Consider the following 26574-nt stretch of genomic DNA (forward strand, 5'->3'; position numbering starts at 1 on the left):
GTTCGCCGGGCTGCCCGCACGCCTCGAACTCATCGTGGAAAAGGGGGAGTTGTGGCTCATCTGTTGGTGGTCGAGAGCTGGGTAGGCTCCATGAGCAGACTGCTGCCGCGGGCGATCCGGGAGAACGGGCACACGTTCACCTTCCTCACCCGCGACCTGCACCACTACCTGCGCTCGGCACCGGAGGGGACCGCCCACCCGCTGCTCGGCGCCCGCAACGTCATCACCGCCGACACCAACGACATCGAGGCACTGCTGCCCGAGGTCGAGCGGCTGCACGAGGTGCTCGGCTTCGACGGGGTCGTCACGTCCTGCGACTACTACCTGCCCGCGGTGGCCCGGATCGCGGGCCGTCTCGGACTGCCCGGCCCCGGCCCGGAGGCGGTGGAGAACGCCTGCCGCAAGGACGCCACCCGCCGCGTCCTCGACGACGCCGGAGTCCCGGGCCCGCGCTTCGCCGTGCGCGAGGAGTGGGCGGACCTCGCGCGCGCGGCGCGGGAGATCGGCTACCCGCTCGTCGTCAAGCCCGTCGACCTGTGCGCCGGCATGTACGTGCGCCGGGTCGACGACGAGGCACAGCTCGCCGCCGCCTACCGGGCCCTGGCCGACTTCCCGGTCAACGCCCGCGGACAGCGGCGCACACCCGCGGTGCTGCTCGAAGAGCTGCTGGACGGCCCCGAGGTGAGCGTCGAGACGGTGTCGTACGCGGGCGCCGTCCAGGTGGTGGGCGTGACCGACAAGAGCGTCGGCGGGGCGCCCGCCTTCGTCGAGACGGGCCACATGTTCCCGGCCGCCCTGGCACCCGCCGACGCCGAGGCCGCCGAACAGACCGCCCTGGCCGCGCTCAAGGCCCTCGGCCTGACCGACGGGGTCGTCGCCCACACGGAGATCAAGCTGACCTCCGCCGGGCCGCGCGTGGTCGAGGTCAACCCCCGGCCCGCCGGCAACCGCATCACCGAGCTCATACGCCACGTCACCGGCATCGACCTGGCCGCCGCCTTCGTCGACGTCGCCCTGGGCCGCGCACCCGACCTGCGGCACACCGACACCGGGCTGCGCAGCGCCGCCATCGGCTTCCTGGTGCCGGAGACCTCGGGCACCCTCGAAGCCCTGGACGGCAGCGGGCTGCGCGACCTGCCCGGGGTGCTGGAGGTCCAACTCGCCGAGCCCGGCCGGGCGGTGAAGGCGGCCGGCAGCAACAACGAGTACCTCGGGCACGTCATGGCCGGCGACGCCGACGGGCCCGGGGCCCGCGCACGCGTCGAAGCCCTGCTGGACGGGCTCCGCCCGGGGCTGGTGATCCGATGACCACCGCCCTCACCGGCACGCCCTACGACGACCTCGTGACGCGGGTGCGCGACGGGGCCCTCGGGCCCGACCCGGCCGCCCTGCGCGTCTCCGTCGCCTTCACCACCCGGCAGGCCGTCCGGCACGCCGGGCGCGGCACCGGCTACCGCAACGAGGTCCTCAGCCTGCGCCTCGCCGAAGCCGTCGGCTCCTGCGCGGTCGAGCCCGGGGCACTGCCGGACAGCGCCGTCGAGGACTGTGTCGGCGCGGACGTGGCCTCGCTGCTGGAGCACCCGCTGCCGCCGGTGCGCGTGGCGGCCCTCGACGCCTACCTGATGCACGTCCTGCCGCACACCCCGGACCAGGGGGCCGCGCCCGTGCCGCTGCCCGCCGGGTCGTCGCTGGAGAAGTCCCGGGCCCGGGCCGAGGCCGTCGTCGAGCTGCTCGACCTGCCGCCCGGCGGCACCGTGCTCGTGGTGGGGGTCGTCAACTCCCTGCTGGAAGCGCTGCGTTCGCGCGGCCTGCGCTACGTCCCCTGCGACCTCAAGGGCGGCGCGACCGAGTGGGGCGAGCCGGTGGCCACCGACGCGCTCGCCGCGGCCGACGGGTGCGAGGCGCTGCTCGTCTCCGGCATGACCCTGGGCAACGGCACCTTCGAACCGCTGCGGCGGCACGCCCAGGCACACGGCAAGCAGCTCGTGATGTTCGCCCAGACCGGCAGCGCCGTACTGCCCCGCCTCCTCGGCCAGGGGGTGAGCGCGGTGTGCGCGGAGCCCTACCCGTTCTTCTGGCTCGACGGCGGCCCCGGGGTCGTCCACCGCTACCGCGGCTCCTGTCCCGGAGGCGGCCGATGACCACCACCGCACTCCGGCCGCAGGCCCGCCGGGAACTGCTCTCCCTGCTCGGCCGCACCCCGCTGGCCCGCGTCACCGCCGACCTGCCCGGCCCCCACCCCGGCTTCTGGGCCAAGCTCGAAGGGCTCGCGGCGGGCGGCATGAAGGCACGGGCCGCCGTGTCGATGCTGCTCGGCGCCCGCGAGCGCGGCGAACTCCAACCCGGCGCCCCGGTCGTGGAGTCCACCTCCGGCACCCTCGGCATCGGACTCGCCTTCGCCGGACAGGCCCTCGGCCATCCGATCGTCCTGGTCGGCGACCGCGAACTGGAGCCGTCCATGCGGCAGTTGCTGCGCTCCCACGGCGTGCGGCTGGAGATCGCCGACCGCCCGGCCGAGCAGGGCGGCTGGCAGGCCGCCCGCCTCGCCCTGCTGCGCGACCTGCTCGCCGAACTGCCCGGCGCCTACTGGCCCGACCAGTACAACAACCCCGACAACACCGCCGGCTACGCCTCCCTGGCCGCCGAACTCGCCGTGCAGCTCGACCACCTCGACATCCTGGTGTGCAGCGTGGGCACCGGCGGCCACAGCGCCGGCATCATCGGCCCGCTGCGCCGCCACTGGCCCGCCCTGCGGCTCATCGGCGTCGACGCCACCGGCTCCACCATCTTCGGCCAGCCCGCCCGGCCCCGCCTGATGCGCGGCCTCGGCAGCAGCATCCACCCGCGCAACGTCGCCTACGACGCCTTCGACGAGGTGCACTGGGTCGGCCCCGCCGAGGCCGTCGACAGCTGCCGCCGCCTCGCCCGGGGCGCGTTCGTCAGCGGCGGCTGGAGCACCGGCGCCGCCGCCCGGGTCGCCGCCTGGGCCGCCCGCGTCCACCCCGGGGCGGTCGTCGCCACCGTCTTCCCCGACGGCCCGCACCGCTACCTCTCCACGGTCTACGACGACGACTTCACCACCGCCCACGGCCTGGACCCCGCCACCGCCGCCACCCGGCCCGTCGAGATCCCGCACCCCTACGCGGCGGAGGCCGCCGGCTGGGTCCGCTGCACCCGCGTCAGCGACCCCCTCGCCGCCCCCGCCCTCCGGAAAGAGAGCCCGTGAAGTCCAGCCTGCGCACCGTACGCCTCGCCCTCGCCGAGCCGCTGCGCATCTCCCGTTCCACCATGGCCGCACGCGACGCCGTGTGGCTGACCGTCGAGCACGACGGACTGCGCGGTCACGGCGAGGCCGTCACCAGCGTGTACTACGGACTCGGTACCGAGACGCTGGTCCGGCTCCTCACGGCCGTGGACCTGAGCCGTTTCGCCGACCCCGAGAGCGCCCTGGAGGCCCTGCGCGCGGGGGAGCTGCCCGGCGGCGACACCCCGCCCGCGGTCACCGCCGCCGTCGAGTCGGCGCTGCTCGACCTGGCCGGCAAGCGCGCGGGCCTGCCCGTGCACCGCCTCCTCGGCGCCGCCGCGCCGCCCGTCGCCGCGACCGCCCGCACCATCGGCATCACGGCCCCGGTCCACGCCGCGGCGCAGGCCCGCGGCCTCGCCGCGCGCGGCTTCGAGGTCATCAAGGTCAAGGCGGGCGCCCCCGACCCCGAGGACGACATCGAGCGCGTCCGCGTCATCCGCGACGCCGCCCCCAGAGCCCGGCTGCTCCTCGACCCCAACGGCGCCTGGACCCCGGCGCAGGCCGACGCCCTGCTGCCGCGCTTCGCCGACCTCGGCGTGGAGGCCGTCGAGCAGCCCCTCGCCCCCGGCGACCCGGAGGCCCTGGCCGCCCTCGCGCGGCGCGCACCGCTGCCCGTCATCGCCGACGAGGACGCTGTGAACCTGGAGGACGTCCGCCGCCTCGCCGGACGCGTCCACGGCGTCAACGTCAAACTCGCCAAATGCGGCGGGGTGCACGCCGCCCTGCGCATCGCCCAGTTGACCGAGGGCAGCGGCACCGCGCTGATGCTCGGCTGCCTCACCGCCAGCACCCTCGGACTGGCCCCGGCCGTCCACCTCGCCGACCGGGCCCGCTGGACCGACCTCGACGGGCACCTGCTGCTCGCCCACGACCCGTGGACCGGGATCGGCGGCACCGACGGCACCGTACGCACCAGCGGCCTTCCCGGACTGGGCGTCGAGGAGGTGGCGGCGCGTGAAGACGTGGCATGAGATGAAGCGCTTCCCGCTCGCCGTACGGCTGCTGCTGGTCAACCAGCTCGGCGTCAACACCGGCTTCTACCTGCTCATCCCCTACCTCGCCACCCACCTCACCGAGAACCTCGGCCTGTCGGCGGCCGTCGTCGGTGTCGTCCTCGGTGTGCGCAACCTCAGCCAGCAGGGCCTGTTCATCATCGGCGGCTCCGCCTCCGACCGGCTCGGCGCGCGCGGCGTCATCATCGCCGGCTGCGCCCTGCGCACCCTCGGCTTCGCGCTGTTCGCGCTCGGCGACGGGCTGGCCGTGCTGCTCGCCGCCTCCGTGCTCAGCGGCGTCGCCGGGGCCCTGTTCAACCCGGCCGTGCGGGCCTACCTCGCGCAGGAGGCGGGCGAGCGCAGGGCGGAGGCCTTCGCGCTGTTCAACGTCTTCGCCACGACCGGCGCACTCGTCGGGCCGCTGCTGGGCAGCGTGCTGCTCCTCGTCGACTTCCGCACGTCCGCGCTGACCGCGGCCGGCATCTTCGCGGTGCTCACCGTCGCGCAGGCCCTCGTCCTGCCCGCGCGCAGGGCCGAACCCAGCGGCGGCAGCGTCCTCGGGGACTGGCGGGAGGTGCTCGGCAACCGCGCGTTCCTGGCCTTCGCGCTCGCCATGGTCGGCATGTTCACCCTGGAGAACCAGCTGTACCTGCTGCTGCCGGCCGGGGCGAGGGAAGCCACCGGCTGGGACGGCGCGGCGGGCATCGTCTTCCTCGTCGGCACGGTGGCCAACCTGGCGCTCCAGCTGCGGATCACAAGGAGCCTCAAAACCCGGGGCAGCAGGGGCCGTTGGATCGCCGCCGGCCTCACGGTGATGGGACTGGGCTTCCTGCCGCCGGCCTTCCTGCCGGGCGTCGTACCCGTCCTGGCCGGCGCCCTGCTCCTCTACATCGGCGTCATGATCGCCCAGCCGTTCGTGATGGAACTGATCCCCGGCTTCGGCCGCCCCGAACTGACCGGCACCTACTTCGGGATCTTCTACGTCGTCTCCGGCGTCGCCGCGGCCCTCGGCAACACCGCCGTCGGCTGGGCCATGGACACCGGTGAGCAGGGCGCCGCCTGGCTGCCCTGGGTGTGCTGCGCCTGCTTCGGTCTCGCCTCCGCGCTCGGCGTGGCCTGGCTGCGCCGGCTCGGCGCCCTGCCCGCGAGCCCGGCCCCGGAGGTCCCCGCCCCGGCGGGGGAGAGGAGCAAGGCGTGACCGGAGGTGCCGAGAGCGGCAACCTGCTCACCGACAACCCGGCGCTGTACGAGGCCCGCTTCCCCGACGCCGAGCGGCTGGCCGCCCGGTGGACGGAGGACTGCCTGCGCCGCCACGGCGCCGGGCCGCGCGTGCTGGACATGGGCTGCGGCACCGGCCGCGACGCCGCCGGGCTGCACCGGGCCGGCCGCACGGTGACCGGCGCCGACCTCTCCGAGGCGATGCTCGCCCACGCCCGCACGCACCATCCCGGCCCCGCGTACGTCCGGGCCGACCTGCACGGCTTCGACCTCGGCACCTTCGACGCCGTCGTCTGCCTGGACAGCTCCCTGCTGTACTGCCACACCAACGACCAGCTCGACGGCTTCCTCACCTCCTGCCACAAGGCCCTCGCACCGGGCGGCCTGCTCGTCGCCGAGATGCGCAACGGCGCCTACTTCCTCGGCCGGACCGACCTGCTCGACCGGCCCGCGGTCAACGAGTTCACCTGGCAGGGCACGGCCTACCGGTCCACCACCACGCTCACGGTGGACCGCACGGCCCAGCTCCTGCGCCGCACCCGCGTCTGGACCACCGACGACGGAGCAGCGCCCGTCACCCAGCACTCCGCCTGGCGGCTGCTCTTCCCGCAGGAGCTGCGGCACCTCCTCGCCGCGCACGGATTCGAGGTGCTGGAACTCCACGACGGCCCCGGCCCCCGCACCGAACCCCCCTGGACCGAGGGCGAGATGCCCGGCCGGAAGACCGACGCGGACCGGCTGCACCTCGTCGCGCGCACGCTCACCCACTGACCCGAAGGACCAGACATGTACGACGAACGCTTCCCCGGCCTGCGCCGCCGCGGCTTCCTCGCCGCCACCACCGGCGCCGCCGCACTCACCCTCGTCGGCTGCGGCGGCGGCACGGACGACAAGGCCGGCACCGGCGGCGGCACACCGAAGCGCGGCGGACGCCTGCGCGCCGCCTTCGCCGGCGGCGGCGCCAGCGAGACCCTCGACCCGCACCTGGCCAACCTGTTCGCCGACGTCGCCCGCGCCAAGGCCCTCTACGACAAACTCGCCGACTACGGCGCCGACCTCTCCGCCCAGCCCCGCCTCGCCGAGAAGTGGCAGTCCAACAAGACCCTCGACCGCTGGCAGGTCACCCTGCGCGAGGCCACCTTCCACGACGGCAAGCCGGTCACCGCCCAGGACGTCCTGCACAGCTACCGCCGCATCGCCGACCCGAAGCAGGCGTTCCGCGCCAAGGCGTCCCTGGAACCCATCGACCTCGACGCCAGCCGCGCCACGAACGCCCGGACCGTCGAGTTCGTCCTCAAGCGCCCCACGGCCGAATTCCCCAACGTCCTGGCCGCGTTCGGCGCGTACATCATCCCCGAGCACGCCGGCGACTTCGACAAGAAGCCGATCGGCTCCGGCCCCTTCCGGTTCGTGTCCTTCACACCCGGCCGCTCCGCCGTCTTCCGCCGCAACGAGGACTACTGGGACGGCGCCCCGCACCTCGACGAGATCGAGTTCGTCGTCGCCAACGAGGAGTCCGCCCGCGTCAACGCCCTCCTCGCGGGCCAGGTCGAGTACGCCCACGAACTCAACCCCACCACCGCCCGCGCCCACGAGGGCCGGGGCCAGATCGAGATCGTGCGGCTGCGCAACAGCGCCATGCAGGCGTTCTGCATGAAGACCGACCGGCCGCCCTTCGACGACAAGCGCGTCCGGGAGGCGTTCTTCCTCATCGCCGACCGCGGGGAACTCGTCGCCGGCGCCCTGTCCGGCGCGGGCGAGGTCGGCAACGACCTCTTCGGCAAGGGCTACGAGTACTACGCCGCCGGACTGCCCCAGCGCGAGCAGGACCTCGACCGCGCCCGCGCCCTGCTCAAGCAGGCCGGTGCCGAGAAGCTCAAGGTCACCCTGGACACCTCGGCCGTCGCCGCCGGCTTCACCGAGGCCGCGAGCATCTTCCGCGACCAGGCCGCCAAGGCGGGCGTCACGATCGACGTGAAGACGGGCAGCAAGGACTCCTACTGGAGCGACATCCTCGACGGCGGCACCCTGTGCTGCTACCGCTCCGGCGCCATGCCCATCGAGGCCCACATCTCCCAGCGCCTCCTCACCGACTCCACCACCAACGCCACCCAGTGGCGGCACAAGGACTTCGACGCCCTCTACCAGCAGGCGCAGTCCACCCGCGACAAGACCGAACGGGCCGCCGTCTACGAGCGGATGCAGCGCCGCCTCTACACCGAGGGCGGCTTCCTGATCTGGGGCTTCGCCGACTGGATCCTCGGCACGTCCCGCAAGGTGAGGGGAGTGGAGACCAAGGCCCCGGCCAACACCCTCGACTGGGCGCGCTTCGACAAGGTATGGCTGGCGTGAGCAGCGCCCCAAAGGGGCGCGGGGAACCGCGTGACAAGCCACGACGGCGCCGCGGATACGTGAGAGCCCATCGCGGCACGTCGAGCGGCGCTCTCCGCTCCTTCATCGCCCGGCGCCTCCTCCTCGGCCTGGTCCAGACCATCGCCGTCGTCCTCCTGGTCTTCGCCCTCACCGAGGCCCTCCCGGGCGACGCCGCCGTCGCCCTGGCGGGCGACCAGCCCGACCCCGCCCGCATCGCCGCGATCCGCGAGGCCATGGACCTCGACCGGCCCGCGCACGAACGCCTGGCGGACTGGGCCGCAGGCCTGCTGCGGGGCGACCTCGGCACGTCCCTCACCTCCGGGCGCCCAGTGGCCCAGTACATCGCCGACGGCTTCGGCCCGAGCCTGCTGCTGGCCACGCTCACCCTCGCCCTGCTCGTCCCGCTCGGCTTCGGCCTCGGCGTGCTCGCCGCCCGGCACGAGGGGCGGCTGATCGACCGGCTGGTCAGCTCCGTGACGCTCGCCGTGTACGCCGTACCCGAGTTCGCCCTGGGCGTGCTGCTGGTGACGGTGTTCGCGCTGAAACTGGCCTGGCTGCCGCCCACGGCGGTGGGCTACGGCACCGACCTCGTCGGCCACCCGGCGGTGCTCGTCCTGCCCGTGCTGGTCCTGCTCTCCCGCCCCGTGTGCTCCCTGTCCCGCCTCGTCCGGGCCGGCATGGTCGACGCGCTCGCCTCGCCGTACGCGGCCCACGCCCGCCGCTACGGCGTCCCCGGCGCCCGCGTCCACTACGCCCACGCCCTGCCCAACGCCCTGGCCCCGGCCGCGCAGCAGCTCGCCCGCACCATCGACTGGCTGCTGTGCGGCGTCATCGTCGTGGAGGCGTTGTTCGTGATCCCCGGCCTCGGGACCGTCCTCCTCAACGCCGTCGCCGAACGGGACGTGCCGGTGGTGCAGGGGCTCGCCGTGGTGTTCGGCGTGCTGACCGTCGTCCTGAACCTGGCCGCGGACGTGGTGGCGTACCGGCTGACGCCCCGGGCGGGGGTGGCGGCATGACGGCCCCGCGCCGGCTGCTCCTCGGCACTGCGGTCGTCGCCGTGCCGCTGCTCCTCGCCCTCCTCGGGCCCCTGTTCGCCGGTGCACCCGGCCCGCGCGCCGCCTCCTTCACCCTCGGCGGCGGCCACTGGCTCGGCACCGACTTCGTGGGCCGGGACGTCTGGCGGCAGGTGCTGCACGGCGGCCGCACGGTCGTGCTGACCGCGCTCGCCGCGACGGCCCTCGCCTACCTCGTCGCCCTCCCGGTCGGACTCGTCAGCGCGGTCACCCACGCACGGCGGCTGGAGGAGCTGCTGATGCGGCCGCTGGACGTGCTGCTCGCCGTACCGTCGCTGCTGCTCGTGCTGCTGGTGGCGTCCGTGTTCTCGCCGGGGGCCGTGGGGCTCGCGCTGCTCGTCGCGCTGGTGAACGTGCCCGACGCCGCCCGGATCGTCCGGGCCGCGGCGGCCGAGGCGGCGGCCCGGCCCGCCGTGGAGGCACTGCGCATGCAGGGCGAGTCGTGGTGGCGCGTCGCCGTCGGCTACGTCGGCCGCTCGGCCCTGCGCACCCTGGCCGCCGACGCCGGCATCCGCCTGACCGGTGTGCTGTACCTGGTGTCGACGGCCGCGTTCCTCGGGGTGGGGGTCGCCCCGGACGCCGCCGACTGGGCGGTCATGGTCGACCGCAACCGCACGGGCCTCTTCGTCCAGCCCTGGGCCGTGGTCGTGCCCGCCCTGCTGATCGTCGCCCTGACGACGGGCACCAACCTGCTCTTCGACGCCGCCCTGGAGAAGAGCCCGAGAAGGAAGGGACGGCGGCCGTGAACGACGAGACGGACCCGACCACCCCGCCGGAGCCGGTCGCCGCGCTCCACGGCCTCCGCGTCGAGATCGACGGCCGGCCGATCGTCGACGGGGTGGACCTGCGCGTGCTCCCCGGCACGGTGACCGCCCTGGTCGGCGCCTCCGGCAGCGGCAAGACCACCACCGGCCTGGCGCTGCTGGGGGAGTACCCGCCCGGCGCCCGGGTCACGGGCGAGGTGCGCCGGCCCGCCGACGGCCGGGTGGGCTACGTGCCCCAGCACCCGGCAGCCGTCCTCAACCCGGCCCGCCGCGTCAGCGCCCTCCTCGACGACCTCGCCCGTCCCCGGGTACGCCACCTGCCCCGGTCCGAACGCCGCGCGGCGGCCCGGGAACTGGTCCTGCGGGCCCTGTCCGACGCCCGGCTCCCGGACGCCGAACCGCTGCTGCGCCGCTACCCGCACCAGCTCTCCGGCGGCCAGCAGCAACGCGTCGTCCTGGCCCAGGCCCTCCTCCTCGGCGCCCGGGTCGTCGTCGCCGACGAACCCACCACCGGCCAGGACCCGGTCACCAAGAGCGGCATCGTCGACCAGCTCGCGGCGCTCGCGGCCCGCGGCATCGCGGTCGTGCTGCTCAGCCACGACCTCGACGTGGTCCGGGACCTCGCCGACGAGGTCCTCGTCCTGCGCGCGGGACGGGTCGTCGAGTCGGGCCCCGTGGCACGGCTGTGGGAGGCACCCCGCCACGAGTGGACCCGCCGGCTGCTCGCCGAACAGCCCGCGGCGCCGCGGGAAGAGGCACCCGCCGACACCGGCCGACCCACCCTGGAGGTACAGCACCTGACCGCCGTGCACGACCGCCGGACCACGGTCCTGCGCGTCCCGCACCTGGCGCTCCACCCCGGCGAGTGCCTGGCCGTGGTCGGCCGCTCCGGCAGCGGCAAGACCACCCTCGGCCGCTGCCTCGCCGGCCTGCACCGCCACCACGACGGCGAGATCCTCCTCGACGGCACGCCCCTGCCGCGCAGCCTGCGCCACCGCGGCCGGGACCGACTGGCCGCCGTGCAGTACGTCTTCCAGGACGCCCGCGCCGCCTTCGACGAGCACCGGCCCGTCCTGCACCAGGTGGCCCGCACGGCGGTACGGCTGCGGGGCACCGAGGAGCGGGCGGCGACGGACGAGGCGTCGGCCACCCTCGCCCGGCTCGGCCTGCCGGAGGAACTGGCCCGGCGGCGCCCCGGCCAGCTCTCCGGCGGCGAACTCCAGCGCGCCGCCCTCGCCCGCGCCCTCCTCGCCCACCCCCGGGTCCTGGTCTGCGACGAGATCACCTCCGGCCTCGACACCGTCACCCGCCGCGGCATCCTCGACCTGCTCGCCGCCCTGGTCCGCGACCGCGGCGACCTCGCCCTGGTCCTCATCACCCACGACCCGGCCACGGCGGCCCTCGCCCACCGCATCGCCGTCCTGGACGGCGGCGAAATCGTCGAACAGGGCCCGGCCCGGCGGGTCCTGACCGAGCCGCGGCACCCCTTCACGCTCGCCCTCCGGGAGACGATCGACCGCCTCGGCACGTATACCCGGGCATGACCCGAAGCCGGTCCCGTCCCTTACGAGTTGAACCAGGGCGTCGCCCTGTGATTAGGGTGCGGGCGATGTTCTGCGCAGACGCCACCCCCTTACCCCAGGCCGGACGAGGCACAGCCGCTTCGAGGACCCCCGGGAGGGCCCGTGAGTGACACGGTGGCCACGGCCCGCCCGGCGGCCGGAGCGGCCCGGGCGCCGCGGACCGGGGAGCGGGACGCACCGGGCCGCCCGCCCCGGCAGCGGGACGCCTTCTTCGACAACGCCAAGTACCTGGCGATCGTGCTGGTGGCCGTCGGGCACGCCTGGGAGCCGCTGCGAGCGGGCAACAGGACCGTCACGGCCCTCTACATGCTCGTCTACGCCTTCCACATGCCGGCGTTCATCATCATCTCCGGCTACTTCTCGCGCACCTTCGACGGCAGCCCCGCACGGCTGAGACGCCTGGTCACCGGCGTCGTCGTCCCGTACGTGGTGTTCGAGACGGCGTACTCCCTGTTCACCCGGTGGACCAGCCAGGACCCCGACCGGCCGGTCAGCCTGCTGGACCCGCTGTACCTGACCTGGTTCCTGGCGGCGCTGTTCGTCTGGCGGCTGACGACGCCGGTGTGGCGGCTCGTGCGGTGGCCGCTGCCGGTCGCCCTCGGTATCGCGGCGCTGGCGACGCTCACGCCGTCCCTCGGCCCCGACCTCGACCTGCAGCGCACCCTGCAGTTCCTGCCGTACTTCGTGCTCGGCCTGCTGCTGCGGCCCGAGCACTTCCGGCTGGTGAGACAGCGCACCGCACGGATCCTCGCCGTGCCGGTGGCCCTCTGCGCGCTGGGCGTGGCGTACTGGGCCGTGCCGCGGATGGACTACGCCTGGTTCTTCCACGCGAACAGCGCCCGGGAGCTGGCCGCCCCCTCCTGGTACGGGCCCCTGATGACGCTGGCCGCCTTCGGCTGCTCGGCGGTCCTGGTGGCCTGCTTCCTCGCCTGGGTGCCGGGGCGCCGGACGTGGTTCACCGCCCTGGGCGCGGGCACGCTGTACGGCTATCTGCTGCACGGCTTCGTCGCCCAGGCCGCCAAGCACTGGGGCTGGTACGAGCCGGCCTGGGTCGGCCGGCCCGCCGGTGTGCTCCTCGTCACCGCCGTGGCCGCCGGGGTGATGACCGCGCTGTGCACGCCGTCCGTACGGCGGGTGTTCCGCTGCGTGACGGAACCGGCGATGCCGTGGGCCTTCGCGGAGGGAAGGCGGTGAGGCGGAGCGAGCGCCGGGGTCAGTGGGCCTCGGGCTCGCTCGGCGGCGCGACGTGCCCGTTCAGGGCCTGGGTCATCTGGTGCTGCGTCTCTTCGGCCACCACACGGGCCTCCTCCACGACGTCACCGCGTTCACGGATGAGGCTCTCGTAGATCGGCAGTTCTTCGTTCCGGGTCACGTCGGGTTTCACAGGGTTGGTCCTATCGCTTCACAGCAGGGGTCTGGGGGGCCCGTGTAAGTCTGCGCCATGCCCTGCCGTGGTGTTACCCGCCCCCGTGGTGTCCAGAATTCCGTCACGTGCTTCGCGAATTCCCCCTATTGCGACCGCGGGGAGGACGAACGGCCAACGCGAAGGGCCCCGGGGAATTCCCGGGGCCCTTCGGGACGACGTCTCAGAGGGAGGTCGTGTGAACGCCGGCGCTCCCGCTCGCCGCCGCGCCCGCCGGCGACAGAACCGCCTGGAGGTCGGCGCAGGCCTCGGCCGTCAGCGGCTCGACCAGGCCGGCGGACAGGCCGCCCACCAGGTTCGCGGAGGCGCCGACGCCCGCGTTGCCGCCGGAGACGAGCTCCAGGTCGGCGTCGGACAGCTCGGCGGTGTCGACCCGAGGGGTGAGGTTCATGGGGGTGTTTCCCTTCACGTGAATATCTCGCAAGAGCGGCGAGCGTGGGGGGTCGCCGGATTGCAGAACCGGGATTCCGCACCGGCGGCTCCGCCGTGCGCAAGATCAAAGCACTTACCCGGGAAGACGGCCAGCCGCGTTCCGGCCGCGCACGGTGCCTTTCCGGGAATGCCTTCACCTCTGTGACCACGAGGTCACGCGCCACCCCGATTTCTTCACACGGCCCGTCGTCCGGCCGCACGCCGGACTCTTGCGCTCCGTTTCAGGAAGCGGGCACTTCGGCGCCAACTCCCCGCACCGCGCGGGGAACGGAGCGGCGGATCTGTTCCGCCCACCGCCCGCCGACCCGCGCTGTGCAGATGTGCTGGATGTTGGATGCCGCCGCGCCGCCCCGCCCGGCCGCCCCGTGGGGATGCCCGGCCGGACCGTAGGGACCCGGCCGGGCCGTCCCGTAGGCGTGCCCTGCCCGGTCAGGTCGTCGCGGACGGCTGTAGCAGGCGCGCCAGCAGGTCGTCCAGGGTGACCAGGCCGGTGAGGCGGCCGGCGCTGTCGCGGACGACGGCCAGGGAGGACCGGCGTCGGCGCAGCACCTCGATGGCGTCGGCGACGGTGGTGTCCTCCGTCAGCGCGGGCACGGGCCGGGCCAGTTCCCGCGCGGTCCCGGCACGCCCCCGGGCCCGGGCGACCAGGGCGTCCCGGGCGTGGACCGAGCCGAGGACGACGCCGTTCTCCCGGACGAGCAGCCGGGTGCGGTCGTGCGCGGCGGCCGTCCGCAGCAGCGCCTCGATGTCCGAGCCGCCCTCCACCCAGGTGATCTCGCCGGCCGGGATCCGCAGCGCGGCCACCGGTGTCTCCGGCTCGGTCAGCGAGCGGGTCAGCAGCTCCGAGTCGGTCGCGCTGATCAGGCCCAGCCGCTCCGACTCCTCCACCAGGTGCGTCAGCTGCTCCCGGTTGTGCACCGAGGCCAGTTCGTCGCGCGGGGCCACCCGGCACAGCCGTACCAGCGCGTTGCTCACCGCGTTGAGCAGCCGGATCAGCGGCCGCACGGCCCGCACCACCGCCCGGAACGGCGGGGACAGCAGCATCGCCGAGCGCTCGGGGTGGGCGATGGCCCAGGACTTGGGGGCCATCTCGCCGACCACCATGTGCAGGAACACCACCACGACCATCGCCACGGCGAACGCGACGCCGTAGGACACGGCGGCGGGCAGGCCCAGCTTGTGCAGCAGCGGGTCGAGTTCGTGCGAGATGGCCGGCTTGGACACCGAGCCGAGGCCCAGCGTGCACACGGTGATGCCGAGCTGGGCGCCGGCCAGCATCAGCGACAGCTCGCGCATGCCGGCCAGGGCCGCGCCGGCGCCGCGCCGCCCCTCGGCCGCCGCCTTCTCCATGCGGTGCCGCTTGGCGGCGACGAGCGCGAACTCGGCCGCCACGAAGAAGCCGCTGCCGATGAGCAGCAGCACGGTCACGAAGACCGCCGTCGGGAAACTCACGCCATCTCCTCGGCTTCGGCGTCCGCGAGCACGGCGACGCGGACGCGGTCGGCCACGTGCCGGTCGAGCGTGCGCACGTCGATCACGGCCCGGCCGCCCTCGGGCAGGCCGACCGTGACCCGGTCGCCGACCGTCGGGAAGCGGCCGAGCCGGTCCACGACCAGTCCGGCCACGGTGTCGTAGTCGTCATCCTCCGGCAGCCGGACCCCGGTGGCCTCGGCCACCTCGTCCAGCCGGCGGCCGGCGTCCACCAGCCAGCCGTCGCCGTCCGCGACGGCGAGCACGGTGACCGTGTCGGACTCGTCCGCGATGTCGCCGACCAGCTCCTCGGCGATGTCCTCGTAGGTGACGATGCCGGCGACGCCGCCGTGCTCGTCGAGGACGACCGCGAACTCGTCGTCGTGCTCCCGCATTCGCGTCACCGCGTCGGGCAGCGCGAGCGTGTCCGGCAGGAGCAGCGGACGGCGGGCCACCTCGCCCGCTGTGGCGCCGGCGAGCCGCGCGGCGGGCAGCGCCGTCAGCTCGCGCACGCCCAGCACGCCCGCGATGTCGTCCGGGTGGTCGCCGAGGACGGGGTAGTTGGAGTGGCCGTGCCGGGCGATCAGGCCGATCGCCTCCTCGGCGTCCGCGTCCCTGCGGACGAAGACGGCGTCGGCGCGCGGCACCATCACCTCGTCGAGGGTGCGCTCGGAGAACTCCAGCGCGTGGTCCAGCAGCGCGGCGGTGTCCTCGGGCAGCGCGCCCTGCTCGTGGGACTCGCCGATCAGATGGCCCAGCTCCTCCAGCGTGGCGCCGTGGTGCAGCTCCTCGACCGGCTCGATCCCGACCCTGCGCAGCAGCTTGTTCGCCGCGCTGTCGAAAACGTGCACGACGGGGCCGACGACCTTCAGATACGCCAGCGTGGACGGGGCCAGGGCCTTCGCCAGCCGCTCGGGCACGGCGATGGCGAGGTTCTTCGGCGCCAGCTCGCCCAGCACCATCTGCACGACCGTGGCCAGCACGAAGGCCAGCACCACGGACACGCCGCTGACGGCCGCGTCGGGCAGGCCGATCCCGGACAGGGCGGGCCGCAGCAGCGCGGACACCGACGGCTCGGCGATGAAGCCGACGACCAGCCCGGTGACGGTGATGCCGAGCTGCGCGCCCGACAGCATGAACGACAGCCGCTCCAGCACCCTGAGGGCACGGGCGGCTCTGCGGTCCCCGGCCTCGGCCTCGCGCGCGAGGGTGAGCCGGTCCGCGGAGACGTAGGCGAACTCCTGGGCGACGAAGTAGCCGGTGCCAGCGGTCAGCACGAACACGGCGAGCAGGCCCAACAGGGCTTCGGCGGCACTCATCCGACACCACCCCGCCGTGTGCCGCGATCACTGGTGCCGTGGCGAGGTGGTCCGGGACTGTGCCCCGGGGGGTCCGTCGATCTGGCGGACAAGAAGTGGCTCCTTATGCGTGGGTGTGTCTCCGGGTCAACGCTCGGCGTCGCGCCCGTGTTCCCGGATTCTACGACGGTGTAGAGAACGCCGCCCGGCGCGTGGCGGCTCAGCGGCGCAGCCCCCGCACCAGCCCGGCGGCGGCACCCGCGGCGGCCACCCCGGCCCCGGCGAGCGCGAGGCCCCGGCCCAGCCGCCCGGGGGACGCGGGGCGGGCGTCCGGCGCGACGCCGTACGCGCTGCCCGGGGCGCCGGGGAGCGCGGCGGCCAGCAGTTCCGCGAGGTGCACGCCCTCGTGTCCGCCGCTGTCGAGCTCGTGGATCTGCGTACGGCAGCTGAAGCCGTCGGCGAGGACGACCGTCTCCGGGTCCTCGGCGCGCAGCCGCGGCAGCAGCACCTGTTCCGCGCACGCCTCGCTGACGTCGAGGTGGCCGCGTTGGAAGCCGAAGTCGCCGGCCAGCCCGCAGCAGCCCGACTCCAGCCGCTCCGCGTCGACCCCGGCCCGCCGCAGCAGCTCCCGGTCGGCGTCCCAGCCCAGTACGGCGTGCTGGTGGCAGTGCACCTGCGCCAGCGCCCGCGCGGACCGGTCGGGCACCCGCGGGGGCTCGTAGCCGGGGGAGTGCTCGGTGAGCAGTTCGGCGAGCGTCACCGTCTGCTCACGCAGCCGCCGTACGTCCCGGTCGCCCGGGAACAGCTCGGCCGCGTCGGAGCGGAACACGGCCGTGCAGCTCGGCTCCAGCGCGACCACGAGACCCCCCGGCCGGACGTGCCCGGCGAGCCTGCGCACGGTCCGGGTGAGGACGCGTTCGGCGGTGCCGAGCTGCCCGGTGGAGATCCAGGTCAGGCCGCAGCACAGCGGCTCGGCGGGCAGCTCGACCCGCCAGCCCGCGTGCTCCAGCAGGGCGACGGCGGCCCGGCCGATGTGCGGGTGGAAGTGGTTGGTGAAGGTGTCCGGCCACAGCAGGACCGTCCCGCGCCGCCCGTCGCCCGAGGGCTCGTGCTTCCGGAACCACTGCTGGAGCGTCTGCCCGGCGAACAGGGGCACTTCCCGGTCCGCCACGCCCGCGACGGCGACCGCCGCCTTCGACAGGGGCGGGGTGTGGGTGAGCGCGTTGACGGCGGGGCCGAGCCGGGTGCGCCCGACCGCCTGGGCGAGGGCGGGCAGCCAGCCCATCGACAGGTCGGAGCGGGGACGGCGCCAGGGCCGGCCCGCGTAGTGGTGGGACAGGAACTCCGCCTTGTAGGTGGCCATGTCGACATCGGCCGGGCAGTCCTTCTTGCAGCCCTTGCACGCGAGGCACAGGTCGAGGGCGTCCTTGACCTCCTCGGAGCGCCAGCCGTCGCGGATCGCGCTGTCGCCGTGCCCGTCGAGCATCTCGAACAGCAGCCGGGCGCGTCCGCGCGTGGAGTGCTCCTCCTCCCGTGTCACCTGGTACGAGGGGCACATCACCGAGCCGCCCTCGTGGGTGAGCTGCCGGCACTTGCCGACACCGACGCAGCGGTTCGCCGCCTCGGCGAAGGAGCCGCCGTCGTACGGGAAGCGGAAGTGCGTGTCGCGCCCGTCCCGCCGCGGCGCCCAGTCGCCGCCCAGGCGCAGGTTCTCGTCCAGCCCGTACGGCGCCACGACCTTCCCGGGGTTCATCCGGTTCAGCGGGTCGAAGACGGCCTTCAGCCGTCCGAACGCCGTCACCAGTTCCTCGCCGAACATCCGGGGCAGCAGTTCGCCCCGGCTCTGCCCGTCGCCGTGCTCCCCGGAGAACGAGCCGCCGAACTCGGCGACCAGATCGGCCGCCCGCTCCATGAACCGCCGGTAGGCGGCCACCCCGTCGGCGGTGTACAGGTCGAAGGGGATCCGGGTGTGCACGCAGCCCTGCCCGAAGTGGCCGTACAGGCTGGGCCCGGTGTCGCTGAGGTAGCCGAACTCCTCGTACAGCCCGCGCAGCCGGCGCAGGTACTCACCGAGCCGCTCCGGGGGCACGGCCGAGTCCTCCCAGCCCTCGAAGGTGTCGGGGCGGTGCGGCACGTGCGCGGTGGCGCCGAGGCCGGACTCCCTCACCTGCCACAGCTCCCGCTCGTGGACGGGGTCGTCGAGGAACGCCACCTCGGGGGCGTGCTCGGTCTCGTGCAGCGCGTCCAGCATCCGGTGGGCCCGCTCGTCCGCCTCCTCGACGGTGTCGGCGCCGAACTGCACCATCAGGAAGGCCCGCCCGTCGGGGAGTTCGCCGAGGGCCTCGGGGTTGAGGTGCTTGAGCCGCTGGTCGTGGATCAGCCGGTCGTCGACGCCCTCCAGGGCGATCGGCTCGTGCGGCAGGATGTCCGGCACGGCCTCGGCGGCCCGGTCGATCCGCGGGAACCCCAGCACCACGAGGGTGCGTTCCCGCACGACCGGCACGAGTTCCAGCTCGGCCCGCAGCACGGTGACGAGCGTCGACTCGCTGCCCACCAGCAGCCCGGCCACGTCGAAGTGGTGTTCCGGCAGCAGGGAGTCGAGGTTGTAGCCGGAGACCCGGCGCGGGATGCGGGGGAAGCGCCGGCGGATCTCGTCGCCGTAGGTGTCCCGCAGTTCCCGCAACTGCCGGTACACGGCCGCCCGCAGGTCCCCCTGCCGCTCGATCCGGGCGTACTCCTCGTCGCTGGTCTCGCCGCACCAGAAGCGGGTGCCGTCGTAGAGCAGCACCTCCAGGCGGGCGATGTTGTCGACGACCTTGCCGTGCGCCTGGGCGGTGGCGCCGCAGGAGTTGTTGCCGATCATGCCGCCGATCGTGCAGTTGGGGTGGGTGGCGGGCTCGGGGCCGTAGCGCAGCCCGGTCGGCGCGAGCTGCCGGTTGAGTTCGTCCAGGACGATGCCGGGCTGCACGACGCAGGTGCGGCGTTCGGTGTCGACGGACTCCAGCCGGTGGCAGTACTTCGACCAGTCGATCACCACGGCCGTGTTGGCGCACTGCCCGGCCAGGCTCGTCCCGCCGCCGCGGGACAGCACCGGCGCCCCGTGCTCCCGCGCCACGGCCACCGCCTCGGCCGCGGCCTCGGGCGTACGCGGCAGCACCACGCCGATCGGCGTCTGGCGGAAGTTGGAGGCGTCCGTCGCGTACGCGGCCCGGCTCCCGGCGTCGAACCGCACCTCGCCGTCGACCCGTTCGCGCAGCGCCTGCGCGAGTGCCCCGGGGTCGGCGGGCGGTCCGCCCAGCGGGTGACGTACGACGGGGTCGGGCAGGTCGGACGCGACCATGGAGGCCTCCTGCTGTGGGGGGACGAGCAGGCGCCGGGTACCCCCGGCGGCGTTCCGGCGAACCCGGCCTCAGTCCTTGCGGGACTCCTCCGCCAGGTCCGGTACCAGTCCGAACAGGGCCGCGCGCTGGTCCGGCCCCATGAAGCAGGGAAGGGCCTGCGTGACCGTCTCGGCGAGCGGGCCGGAGGCCTCGGTGAGCAGGCGGCGGGCCTTGTCCGTGAGGGCGACCTCCACGCCGCGCTTGTCCCCGCACACCGACCGGCGGGTGACGAGGCCGGCGTGCTGGAGGCAGGCGATCTGGTAGGTGAGGCGGGTCTTCGGGCGGCCCAGCAGCTCCGCGACGCGCGTCATGCGCAGACCGCCCTCGGGCTGCTCCGCGAGCAGGCACAGGACCAGGAACTCGTCGTGCGAGACGTCCAGCGTCTCCTTCACGACCGCGCGCAGCCGCTGCTCCACGGCCCCGGTCGCGGCGAGCAGCAGCATCCAGGCGCGCAGCTCGGCGGGCAGCAGCCCGCCGCCTCCCGAGGGGCATTCGGGCTGGTCGGCTGGGTGTTCCGGAGAGGCGGCCATGTGCTCAAGCGTACCCGTTGTCCAAATTTGAAGAAGGGGGTTGTCCAATTTTGGACGAGCGGCTAGCGTGCGGTCATCCGAAACAGTCATCCAAATTTGGACGACAGATGAGTGGGAGAAGACCATGACCGTCGCCGTGGAAACCGGACTGTGGCAGCTCGACGCGACCGCCTCGACCGTCGGCGTCCAGCACAGGACCATGTGGGGCCTCGTCAACGTCAAAGGCACCTTCGGCGCGCTCGGCGGCACCGGCGAGGTCCGGCCCGACGGGTCCGCCGTCGGCACCCTGACCTTCGAGGTCGCCTCCCTCGACACCGGCAACGCCAAGCGCGACACCCACCTGAGGGGCGCCGACTTCTTCGACGCCGACCACCACCCCCGGATCACCTTCGCGGCCCGCAGCGCCGAGCTCCGCGACGGCGACCAGGTGCACGTCGTCGGCCAGCTGACCGTGCGCGGCATCAGCAGGCCGCTGTCCCTGACCGCCCGCCTGACGGACTCGGACGCCACCGGCCTCACCCTGGACACCGAGTTCAGCGTGGACCGGGATCAGTTCGGCATGGGCTGGAACCAGCTGGGCATGATCCGCGGCCGGACCACGGTCACCGCCACCCTCCGCTTCACCCGGGCCACGGCCTGACCCCCTCAGCCCGGCCGGCGCACCTCCCCCTGCACATCCGCGCTCGACAGCGTCTGCGGCGAGGCCGTGAACGCCCGCAGGCGGATCCGGGCATGCGGCCCGGGCAGCCGGAACCGTCCCGAGGGCGGCCGGAGTTCGTACCGGGCGGTGCTGTGCGCGGGCAGGGTGCGCGGACCCCGGACGATCCGCCAGTACGGGTCCATGCCCTGGCCCAGGGTCAGGGTGAAGTGCGGGGCGAGGGCCGTGCCGGCCGTGTTGGTCACCTGGAGGGTGAGCCGGGAGACCGTCCCCGGGGTGGGGTGCCGGGCCGCCGTGACCTGCATGCGCAGGGGCGGTGTGCCCGTCGCCGCCACCACCGCGCAGGTCAGGGCGGGCGCCAGCAGCAGCGCCGCCGCGGCGAAACGGGCCGGACGGCGCCGCTGCCCCGACAGCGGACGCGGGCGCGGCTGCCACGCCCGGGCGAACGCCGACGCCGGAGCGGTCACCGCCGCCGCCAGCCACAGCGGCGTCATCATCAGGTAGTAGCCGTCCTGCGACCGGGTCGCCAGGTAGAAGGCGCACCAGGGCAGGACCGTCGCGGCCGGGCCCAGCCGCCGTACGAACAGCACGAACAGCGCGAGCAGACCGGCGAACAGCAGCAGGCTCGCGCGGGAGTACCAGTCGAGCCGGTCGCTGCCGTTCGTCAGGTACAGCGAGACGTCGACCACGCCCTGGCCGTGCAGCACCGCGCCCTGCGTCAGCGGCAGGGCGATCCCCCTCAGCCAGGTGCCCGGCTCGCTCACGAGGAAGTACGCGTTGATCAGCAGCCACACCGTCGCCGCGGCACCGGCGAACCGCAGCACCACCAGCGCCGCCGCCCGCCCGCCCAGTTCACCGCGCCGCACGGCGTAGATCCCGGCCAGCAGGAACGGCGCCAGGAACCAGGCGCAGCTGCTGCGCCGCGCACGCCGCCCCCAGGCACGCGGCCCGGGCCAGACCCGCCGCCCCGAGCCCGCCTCCCTCACCCGTCCGCGGCCAGCGCACCACCACCGGCACCAGCAGGGCCAGCGCCACGATCGCCGGGTAGCCGAGCCGCCCGTACGACGGCAGCATCCCGAAGCCCAGGCACACCATGGTCGCCGCCGACCGCCACGGCGCCGGCAGCATCCGCCACAGCACGACCGTCCCGGTGATCAGCGCGCCCGTGCTCACCGCCGTCGCCGGAGTCCCTCCGTGACCCAGCCACAGCAGTGGCGCGGCCAGCAGCGGCGCCAGCGGCGGATAGCCGTAGGTGAGGTCGTAGCCGCCGGTCACCGTCGGGGTCAGGGCCACGCCGTGGCCGAAGAGCCAGGGCCAGGGCTGCCCGTACACCGGGCGTCCCGCGGCCAGTTCGCGTGCCGCCTGGGTGGTCAGCAGGGCCTCGTCGGAGCCGTTGTGCAGCATCACCCACGCGCACAGGACGAGCGTCACGCCCGTCACCAGCACGCACAGGTCCACCCGGGCCAGCGACCGGGCCCGGCGGACGACCAGGGCCAGCACCCCGCACGCCAGGATCGACGCGTAGCACACCGAGATCACCGCGGCCACGGCCGGCCGGTGACTGGCCGCCGACGTCCACACCGAGCGCGTACCGATCAGCAGACTGATGTCGGCGAGCAGGGTCAGGACACGGTGCCACTGGGCCGGGGGAGGCGGCGCCGCGGACACCGCCGACTGCGTGCGCGGGCCGGGCACCACCAGTGTCGTTTCTGCCGAGTACACGCCGCAGGACGCTAATCGCCGCCGGTGAGCGGGGCCCGGACGGAGGTGAAGAGTCCGGTGTGAGGCCAGTAAAGGACCCGGTGGCCTCGGTGGCCCGGGCGGCCCCGGTGGTCAGTACACGTCCCGCAGGTACCGCTTGTCCGCCGCGAGTTGCTTCACGTACGCGGCGGCCTCCGCCTCGCTCATCCCGCCGTGCGCCACCGCGATGTCCCGCAGCGCCCGGTCCACGTCCTTGGCCATGCGGGAGGCGTCACCGCAGACGTAGAAGCGGGCCCCGTCGCGCAGCCAGTGCCACAGTTCCGGCCCGTGCTCGCGCATCCGGTCCTGCACGTACACCTTGTTGCGCTGGTCGCGGGAGAAGGCGGTGTCCAGCCGGGTCAGGACGCCCTCGTCGAGCAGGGCGGTCAGCTCGTCCTCGTAGTAGAAGTCCGTCGCGCGGTGCTGTTCGCCGAAGAACAGCCAGTTGGGGGCCCGGTGCCCGAGCGCCCGCCGCTCCTGGAGGAAGCCGACGAAGGGCGCGACGCCGGTGCCGGGCCCGACCATGACCATCGGCGTGGAGGCGTCGCCCGGGGGCCGGAAGTGCGGCGAGCGCTGCACGAACACCGGCACCTCCGTGTCCGGCTCGGCGTCGGCGAGGAACGGCGAGCAGACCCCGCCGCGCATCCGCCCGCGCAGGTTCTCGTACCGCACCACGGACACCGTCAGGGACACCAGCCGCGGGTCCACCAGCGGGCTGGACGAGATGGAGTACAGCCGCGGCTGGAGCTTCCTGAGCACCCCGGCCCACTCCGCCGCGCCCGCCCGCACCGCGTACTCGGCGACCACGTCCACGGCCTGCCGCCCCCAGCTCCACTGCGCCAGGCCGTCCTTGTTGTCGGGCCGCAGCAGCCTGCGCAGCTCATGGTCGTCCCGGGCGCGCTCGGCGACGAAGCGGAGCAGGTCGGGGGTGATCCGCGTGATGTCCAGGTGCCGGTGCAGGGCCTCGCCGAACGGGACGTCGCCGACTCCGTCCACCGGCACGGCCGTCGAGGCGTCCAGGCCCGTCACCGCGAGCCACTCCTCCACCAGCGCGGGCGCGTTGACCGGCCGCACGCCGAGCGCGTCCCCGGCCTCGTACGTCAGGTCCGTGCCGCTCGTGTCGAGGGTGAACCGCCGCACCTCCTTGCCCGCGCCCGGCTTGCTGAGCAGCCGGTTGCCGACGAGCCGGGCCGTGCCGACCGGGGGTTTGGCCCGGCCCGCCGGCTCCGGCTTCCGGGTGGCGGTGCCGCCCAGCGCCGACAGCACCTGGTCGAGCCACTGCTTGGCGGAGGGCTCGTAGTCCGGCTCGCAGTCCGTGCGCGGGGCCAGCCGCACCCCGCCCAGCTCGTCGAGCCGCGCGTCCAGCCGCCGCCCGTGCCCGCAGAAGTCGTCGTACGAGGAGTCGCCGAAGGCGAGCACCGCGTACCGCACCCCGTCCAGCCGCGGGGCCCGGTCGCCGGAGAGCGCGTCCCAGAAGCCCGAGCCGTTGTCGGGCGCGTCGCCGTCGCCGAAGGTGCTGGTGATGAAGATCAGGTCCGCCGTGCGGGGGAGCTTCCCGACATCGGCCTCGTCCATGCCGATCAGGGTCGTACGGTGCCCGGTCGCGGCCAGCCGCTCGGCGGTGGCGGCGGCGAACTCCTCGGCGGTGCCCGTCTGCGAGGCCCACAGCACGACGACCTCACGGCCGGCGGCCTCCTTCGCGGGGGCGGCGGGCGGCGCCGAGCGCGAGTACATGCCGGCGAGGACGCCGTTCACCCACAGGGCGTGCTCGGGCGAGAAGGGCGCGTCCGGCGGGAGCACCGGAACGCCCGGCGCGCCCGAGCCGAGCCCGGCGAGGAAACCGGTGAGGTACTGGCGCTCCTGGGCGGACAGCACCGGGGGAGGGGACGGTTCGAGACCGAAGGGGTCGGGGCCACCGGGCGTGACGGCCGTCGGCGTCAGCGCCTCCACCGTGTCCTCGCGCACGGCCTCCGCCGGGTCGTCGCGCACGGGCGTCGCCACCTTCGCCAGCGACACGGCGCACACCTTGAACTCCGGCTGGAACGACAGCGGATCCACCGCGTCACTGGTCACCGCGTTGATGCTCAGGTACTCGCCGAACAGGTCGTTCCAGTGGAACGGCGCGAAGCAGCACCCCGGCCGCACCCGGTCCGTCACCACCGCCGGCAGCACGGCCCGCCCGCGCCGCGAGGCGACCTCGACGAGATCGCCCCCGTCGACACCGAGCCCCGAGGCGTCCTCGGGATGCAGCTCCACGAACGGCCCGGAGTTCAGCTTGTTGAGCTTGGCGACCCTCCCGGTCTTCGTCAGCGTGTGCCACTGGTGCTGCACCCGGCCGGTGTTCAGCACGAACGGATAGTCGTCGTCCGGCAGCTCGGCGGCGGGCAGGTGCGGGCGCGCGAAGAAGGCCGCCCGCCCGGAGGCCGTCGGGAAGCGCAGCCCGTCCTCGCCGACGTACCGGATCGGGTTGCGCGCGGGCCCGTCCGTCCGCGCGGCCGGCCACTGCACGGGCGTCTCGCGCAGCCGCTCGTAGGACACCCCGCTCAGGTCCCACCCGGTCTTCGGGTTCCGGAACCGGCGGATCTCCTCGAAGACCTGCTCGGCACTGTCGTACGAGAAGCCCTTCTCGTACCCCATCGCGCACGCGATCTCCGCGATGATCCGCCAGTCGGCCATCGCCTCCCCGGGCGGGTCCGCGGCCGGGGAGGTCAGCGTGAGGTTGCGCTCGCTGTTGACGAAGACGCCCTCCGCCTCGGTCCACATCGCGCCCGGCAGGACGACATCGGCGTACGCGTTCGTCTCGGTGTCCGCGAACACGTCCTGCGTGACCACGAACTCGGCGGCCTCCAGCCCCTCGATGACCGTACGGCGGTTGGCGACCGAGGCGACCGGGTTGGTGCAGATGATCCAGCAGGCCTTGATCTCGCCGTCGGCCATCTTCCGGAACATCTCCACGGTGCCCTGGCCGACACCGTCGGCCCGCAGCGTCCCGGGCGGCAGCCCCCACACCTCCTCGGTGAACGCCCGCTCCTCGGCCACGAGCACCGACCGCTGCCCCGGCAGACCCGGCCCCATGTAGCCCATCTCGCGCCCGCCCATGGCGTTGGGCTGGCCGGTGAGGGAGAACGGCCCGGCGCCCGGACGGCAGATCGCCCCCGTCGCCAGATGCAGGTTGACCAGGGCGTTCGTGTTCCAGGTGCCGTGCGTGGACTGGTTGAGCCCCATGGTCCAGCAGCTCATCCACCGCCGGCCGGCCGCACCGATCAGCCGGGCCGCCTCGCGCAGGTCGTCCTCGGCGAGCCCGGTGATCTCGGCGACCGCCGCCGGGGTGTAGTCGGCGAGGAAGCCGGGCAGGGCCTCCCAGCCCTCGGTGTGTGCGGCGACGAACTCCTCGTCGGTGTGCCCGTCCGCGTGCAGCAGGTGCAGCAGGCCGTTCAGCAGCGCGAGGTCGGTGCCCGGCCTGACCTGAAGGAACAGGTCGGCCTTGGCGGCAGTGGCCGTCCGCCGCGGATCGACGACGATCAGCTTGGCGCCCGCCTTGACGCGCTCCATCATCCGCAGGAAGAGGATCGGATGGCAGTCGGCCATGTTCGACCCGATGACGAGGAAGAGATCCGCCCGGTCGAAGTCCTCGTACGAGCCGGGCGGACCGTCCGCCCCCAGCGACAGCTTGTAGCCGGTGCCCGCGCTCGCCATGCACAGCCGCGAGTTCGACTCGATCTGGTTCGTCCGCACGAACCCCTTGGCCAACTTGTTCGCGAGGTACTGCGCCTCCAGGCTCATCTGCCCGGACACGTAGAAGGCGACCGCGTCCGGCCCGTGCTCGTCGACGATCGACCGCAGCCGCGCGGCCGTCTCGGCGATCGCGTCGGCCACCGGCGCCGGGACCGCCTCCTCGCCCCGGTCGTCCCGCACCAGCGCGGAGGTCAGCCGCCCCGGCGCGGCGAGCATGTGGGCCGTGGTCGCGCCCTTGGTGCACAGCCGGCCCGCGTTCGCCGGGTGCGCCTTGTCGCCGGACGCCTTCAGCACCGTGCGCCGCCCGTCCGGTCCCGTCCCGACGTCGAGCACGAGGCCGCAGCCCACACCGCAGTACGAGCAGACGGTGCGCACCTGCCGCGTCTCCTGCCGGGTTCCGTGGGTCGTGGTCATGCCTTCGACGGTACGGACCGCCCGTTACACCGTTGTCACTTCGCCGGATCTTGAGGGGTTACGCCCGTCACACAGCAACGTTCCGGCCGTTGTGAGGTGCATCGAGGTCGCGGAGCGTGTCGCTGTTGGGCCGAACGGGTGACTCTGCGCAAGAATTGGCCGATGCAGACAGCCAGTGCGAGCCAGG

At 74.1% G+C, this 26574-nt stretch carries 19 protein-coding genes and 1 pseudogene; 12 read left to right on the top strand and 8 right to left on the bottom strand.

What is annotated here, in order from left to right; genetic code table 11:
- Nucleotides 1–51 precede the first annotated feature (51 nt).
- The 11 genes from C1703_RS30145 (at nucleotide 52) to C1703_RS30195 (ending at nucleotide 12501) form a co-directional block, all read left to right on the top strand.
- Complete coding sequence (locus tag C1703_RS30145) at nucleotides 52–1308, top strand: ATP-grasp domain-containing protein (protein WP_198678307.1); 1257 nt, start codon at nucleotides 52–54, stop codon at nucleotides 1306–1308.
- Nucleotides 1305–2141: a DUF364 domain-containing protein gene (locus C1703_RS30150; RefSeq protein ID WP_114255783.1), complete on the top strand. Its 837-nt coding sequence runs from the start codon at nucleotides 1305–1307 to the stop codon at nucleotides 2139–2141. The genes C1703_RS30145 and C1703_RS30150 overlap by 4 nt, the downstream gene beginning before the upstream one ends.
- Nucleotides 2138–3226, top strand: coding sequence for a pyridoxal-phosphate dependent enzyme (locus tag C1703_RS30155; protein ID WP_114255784.1), 1089 nt, complete (start codon nucleotides 2138–2140; stop codon nucleotides 3224–3226). The genes C1703_RS30150 and C1703_RS30155 overlap by 4 nt, the downstream gene beginning before the upstream one ends.
- Nucleotides 3223–4275 carry a dipeptide epimerase gene (locus tag C1703_RS30160; RefSeq protein WP_114255785.1) on the top strand — a complete coding sequence of 351 codons (1053 nt, stop codon included), beginning with the start codon at nucleotides 3223–3225 and terminating at the stop codon, nucleotides 4273–4275. Before C1703_RS30155 ends, C1703_RS30160 begins: the two co-directional genes overlap by 4 nt.
- Nucleotides 4259–5494, top strand: a complete 1236-nt coding sequence (locus tag C1703_RS30165; RefSeq protein WP_114255786.1) for an MFS transporter — start codon at nucleotides 4259–4261, stop codon at nucleotides 5492–5494. The genes C1703_RS30160 and C1703_RS30165 overlap by 17 nt, the downstream gene beginning before the upstream one ends.
- Nucleotides 5491–6285 (top strand): class I SAM-dependent methyltransferase, encoded by a 795-nt coding sequence (locus C1703_RS30170; protein WP_114255787.1) that lies wholly within the window; start codon nucleotides 5491–5493, stop codon nucleotides 6283–6285. Before C1703_RS30165 ends, C1703_RS30170 begins: the two co-directional genes overlap by 4 nt.
- 15 nt (nucleotides 6286–6300) lie before the next feature.
- Nucleotides 6301–7866 carry an ABC transporter substrate-binding protein gene (locus tag C1703_RS30175; protein ID WP_114255788.1) on the top strand — a complete coding sequence of 522 codons (1566 nt, stop codon included), beginning with the start codon at nucleotides 6301–6303 and terminating at the stop codon, nucleotides 7864–7866.
- A 104-nt stretch (nucleotides 7867–7970) separates the two neighbouring features.
- Nucleotides 7971–8903 (top strand): ABC transporter permease, encoded by a 933-nt coding sequence (locus tag C1703_RS30180; protein ID WP_114257654.1) that lies wholly within the window; start codon nucleotides 7971–7973, stop codon nucleotides 8901–8903.
- Nucleotides 8900–9706: an ABC transporter permease subunit gene (locus C1703_RS30185; RefSeq protein ID WP_114255789.1), complete on the top strand. Its 807-nt coding sequence runs from the start codon at nucleotides 8900–8902 to the stop codon at nucleotides 9704–9706. The genes C1703_RS30180 and C1703_RS30185 overlap by 4 nt, the downstream gene beginning before the upstream one ends.
- Nucleotides 9703–11268, top strand: a complete 1566-nt coding sequence (locus tag C1703_RS30190; RefSeq protein ID WP_114255790.1) for an ATP-binding cassette domain-containing protein — start codon at nucleotides 9703–9705, stop codon at nucleotides 11266–11268. The genes C1703_RS30185 and C1703_RS30190 overlap by 4 nt, the downstream gene beginning before the upstream one ends.
- A gap of 141 nt (nucleotides 11269–11409) precedes the next feature.
- On the top strand, nucleotides 11410–12501 hold the full coding sequence (locus C1703_RS30195) for an acyltransferase family protein (protein WP_114255791.1): 1092 nt from the start codon (nucleotides 11410–11412) through the stop codon (nucleotides 12499–12501).
- Between the two features lie 19 nt (nucleotides 12502–12520).
- Here C1703_RS30195 and C1703_RS39385 read toward each other — a convergent pair whose 3' ends face one another.
- From C1703_RS39385 to C1703_RS30220, 6 genes are all read right to left on the bottom strand, one after another.
- Complete coding sequence (locus tag C1703_RS39385; protein ID WP_198678308.1) at nucleotides 12521–12679, bottom strand: hypothetical protein; 159 nt, start codon at nucleotides 12677–12679, stop codon at nucleotides 12521–12523.
- Between the two features lie 214 nt (nucleotides 12680–12893).
- Nucleotides 12894–13121: a hypothetical protein gene (locus tag C1703_RS30200; protein ID WP_114255792.1), complete on the bottom strand. Its 228-nt coding sequence runs from the start codon at nucleotides 13119–13121 to the stop codon at nucleotides 12894–12896.
- Between the two features lie 470 nt (nucleotides 13122–13591).
- Nucleotides 13592–14614, bottom strand: coding sequence for a hemolysin family protein (locus tag C1703_RS30205; protein WP_114255793.1), 1023 nt, complete (start codon nucleotides 14612–14614; stop codon nucleotides 13592–13594).
- On the bottom strand, nucleotides 14611–15951 hold the full coding sequence (locus C1703_RS30210) for a hemolysin family protein (RefSeq protein WP_114255794.1): 1341 nt from the start codon (nucleotides 15949–15951) through the stop codon (nucleotides 14611–14613). Before C1703_RS30210 ends, C1703_RS30205 begins: the two co-directional genes overlap by 4 nt.
- Nucleotides 15952–16150: 199 nt before the next feature.
- Entirely contained in the window at nucleotides 16151–19270 is a 3120-nt protein-coding gene (locus C1703_RS30215; RefSeq protein ID WP_114255795.1) for an FAD-binding and (Fe-S)-binding domain-containing protein, read from the bottom strand.
- A 69-nt stretch (nucleotides 19271–19339) separates the two neighbouring features.
- Nucleotides 19340–19840 (bottom strand): MarR family transcriptional regulator, encoded by a 501-nt coding sequence (locus C1703_RS30220; protein ID WP_114255796.1) that lies wholly within the window; start codon nucleotides 19838–19840, stop codon nucleotides 19340–19342.
- Between the two features lie 124 nt (nucleotides 19841–19964).
- Between C1703_RS30220 and C1703_RS30225 the strand changes: the two genes are divergently transcribed.
- The gene (locus C1703_RS30225) at nucleotides 19965–20480 is read left to right on the top strand and encodes a YceI family protein (protein WP_114255797.1); all 516 of its coding nucleotides are present in this window, start codon (nucleotides 19965–19967) and stop codon (nucleotides 20478–20480) included.
- A gap of 5 nt (nucleotides 20481–20485) precedes the next feature.
- On the opposite strand, the pseudogene C1703_RS30230 reads toward C1703_RS30225, so the two are convergent.
- Nucleotides 20486–22166, bottom strand: a pseudogene (locus tag C1703_RS30230) (hypothetical protein).
- Nucleotides 22167–22331: 165 nt separating this feature from the next.
- Nucleotides 22332–26387, bottom strand: a complete 4056-nt coding sequence (locus tag C1703_RS30235) for a bifunctional nitrate reductase/sulfite reductase flavoprotein subunit alpha (RefSeq protein WP_114255798.1) — start codon at nucleotides 26385–26387, stop codon at nucleotides 22332–22334.
- Between the last annotated feature and the right edge of the window lie 187 nt (nucleotides 26388–26574).

It is taken from the genome of Streptomyces sp. Go-475 (assembly GCF_003330845.1).
Taxonomy (GTDB): domain Bacteria; phylum Actinomycetota; class Actinomycetes; order Streptomycetales; family Streptomycetaceae; genus Streptomyces.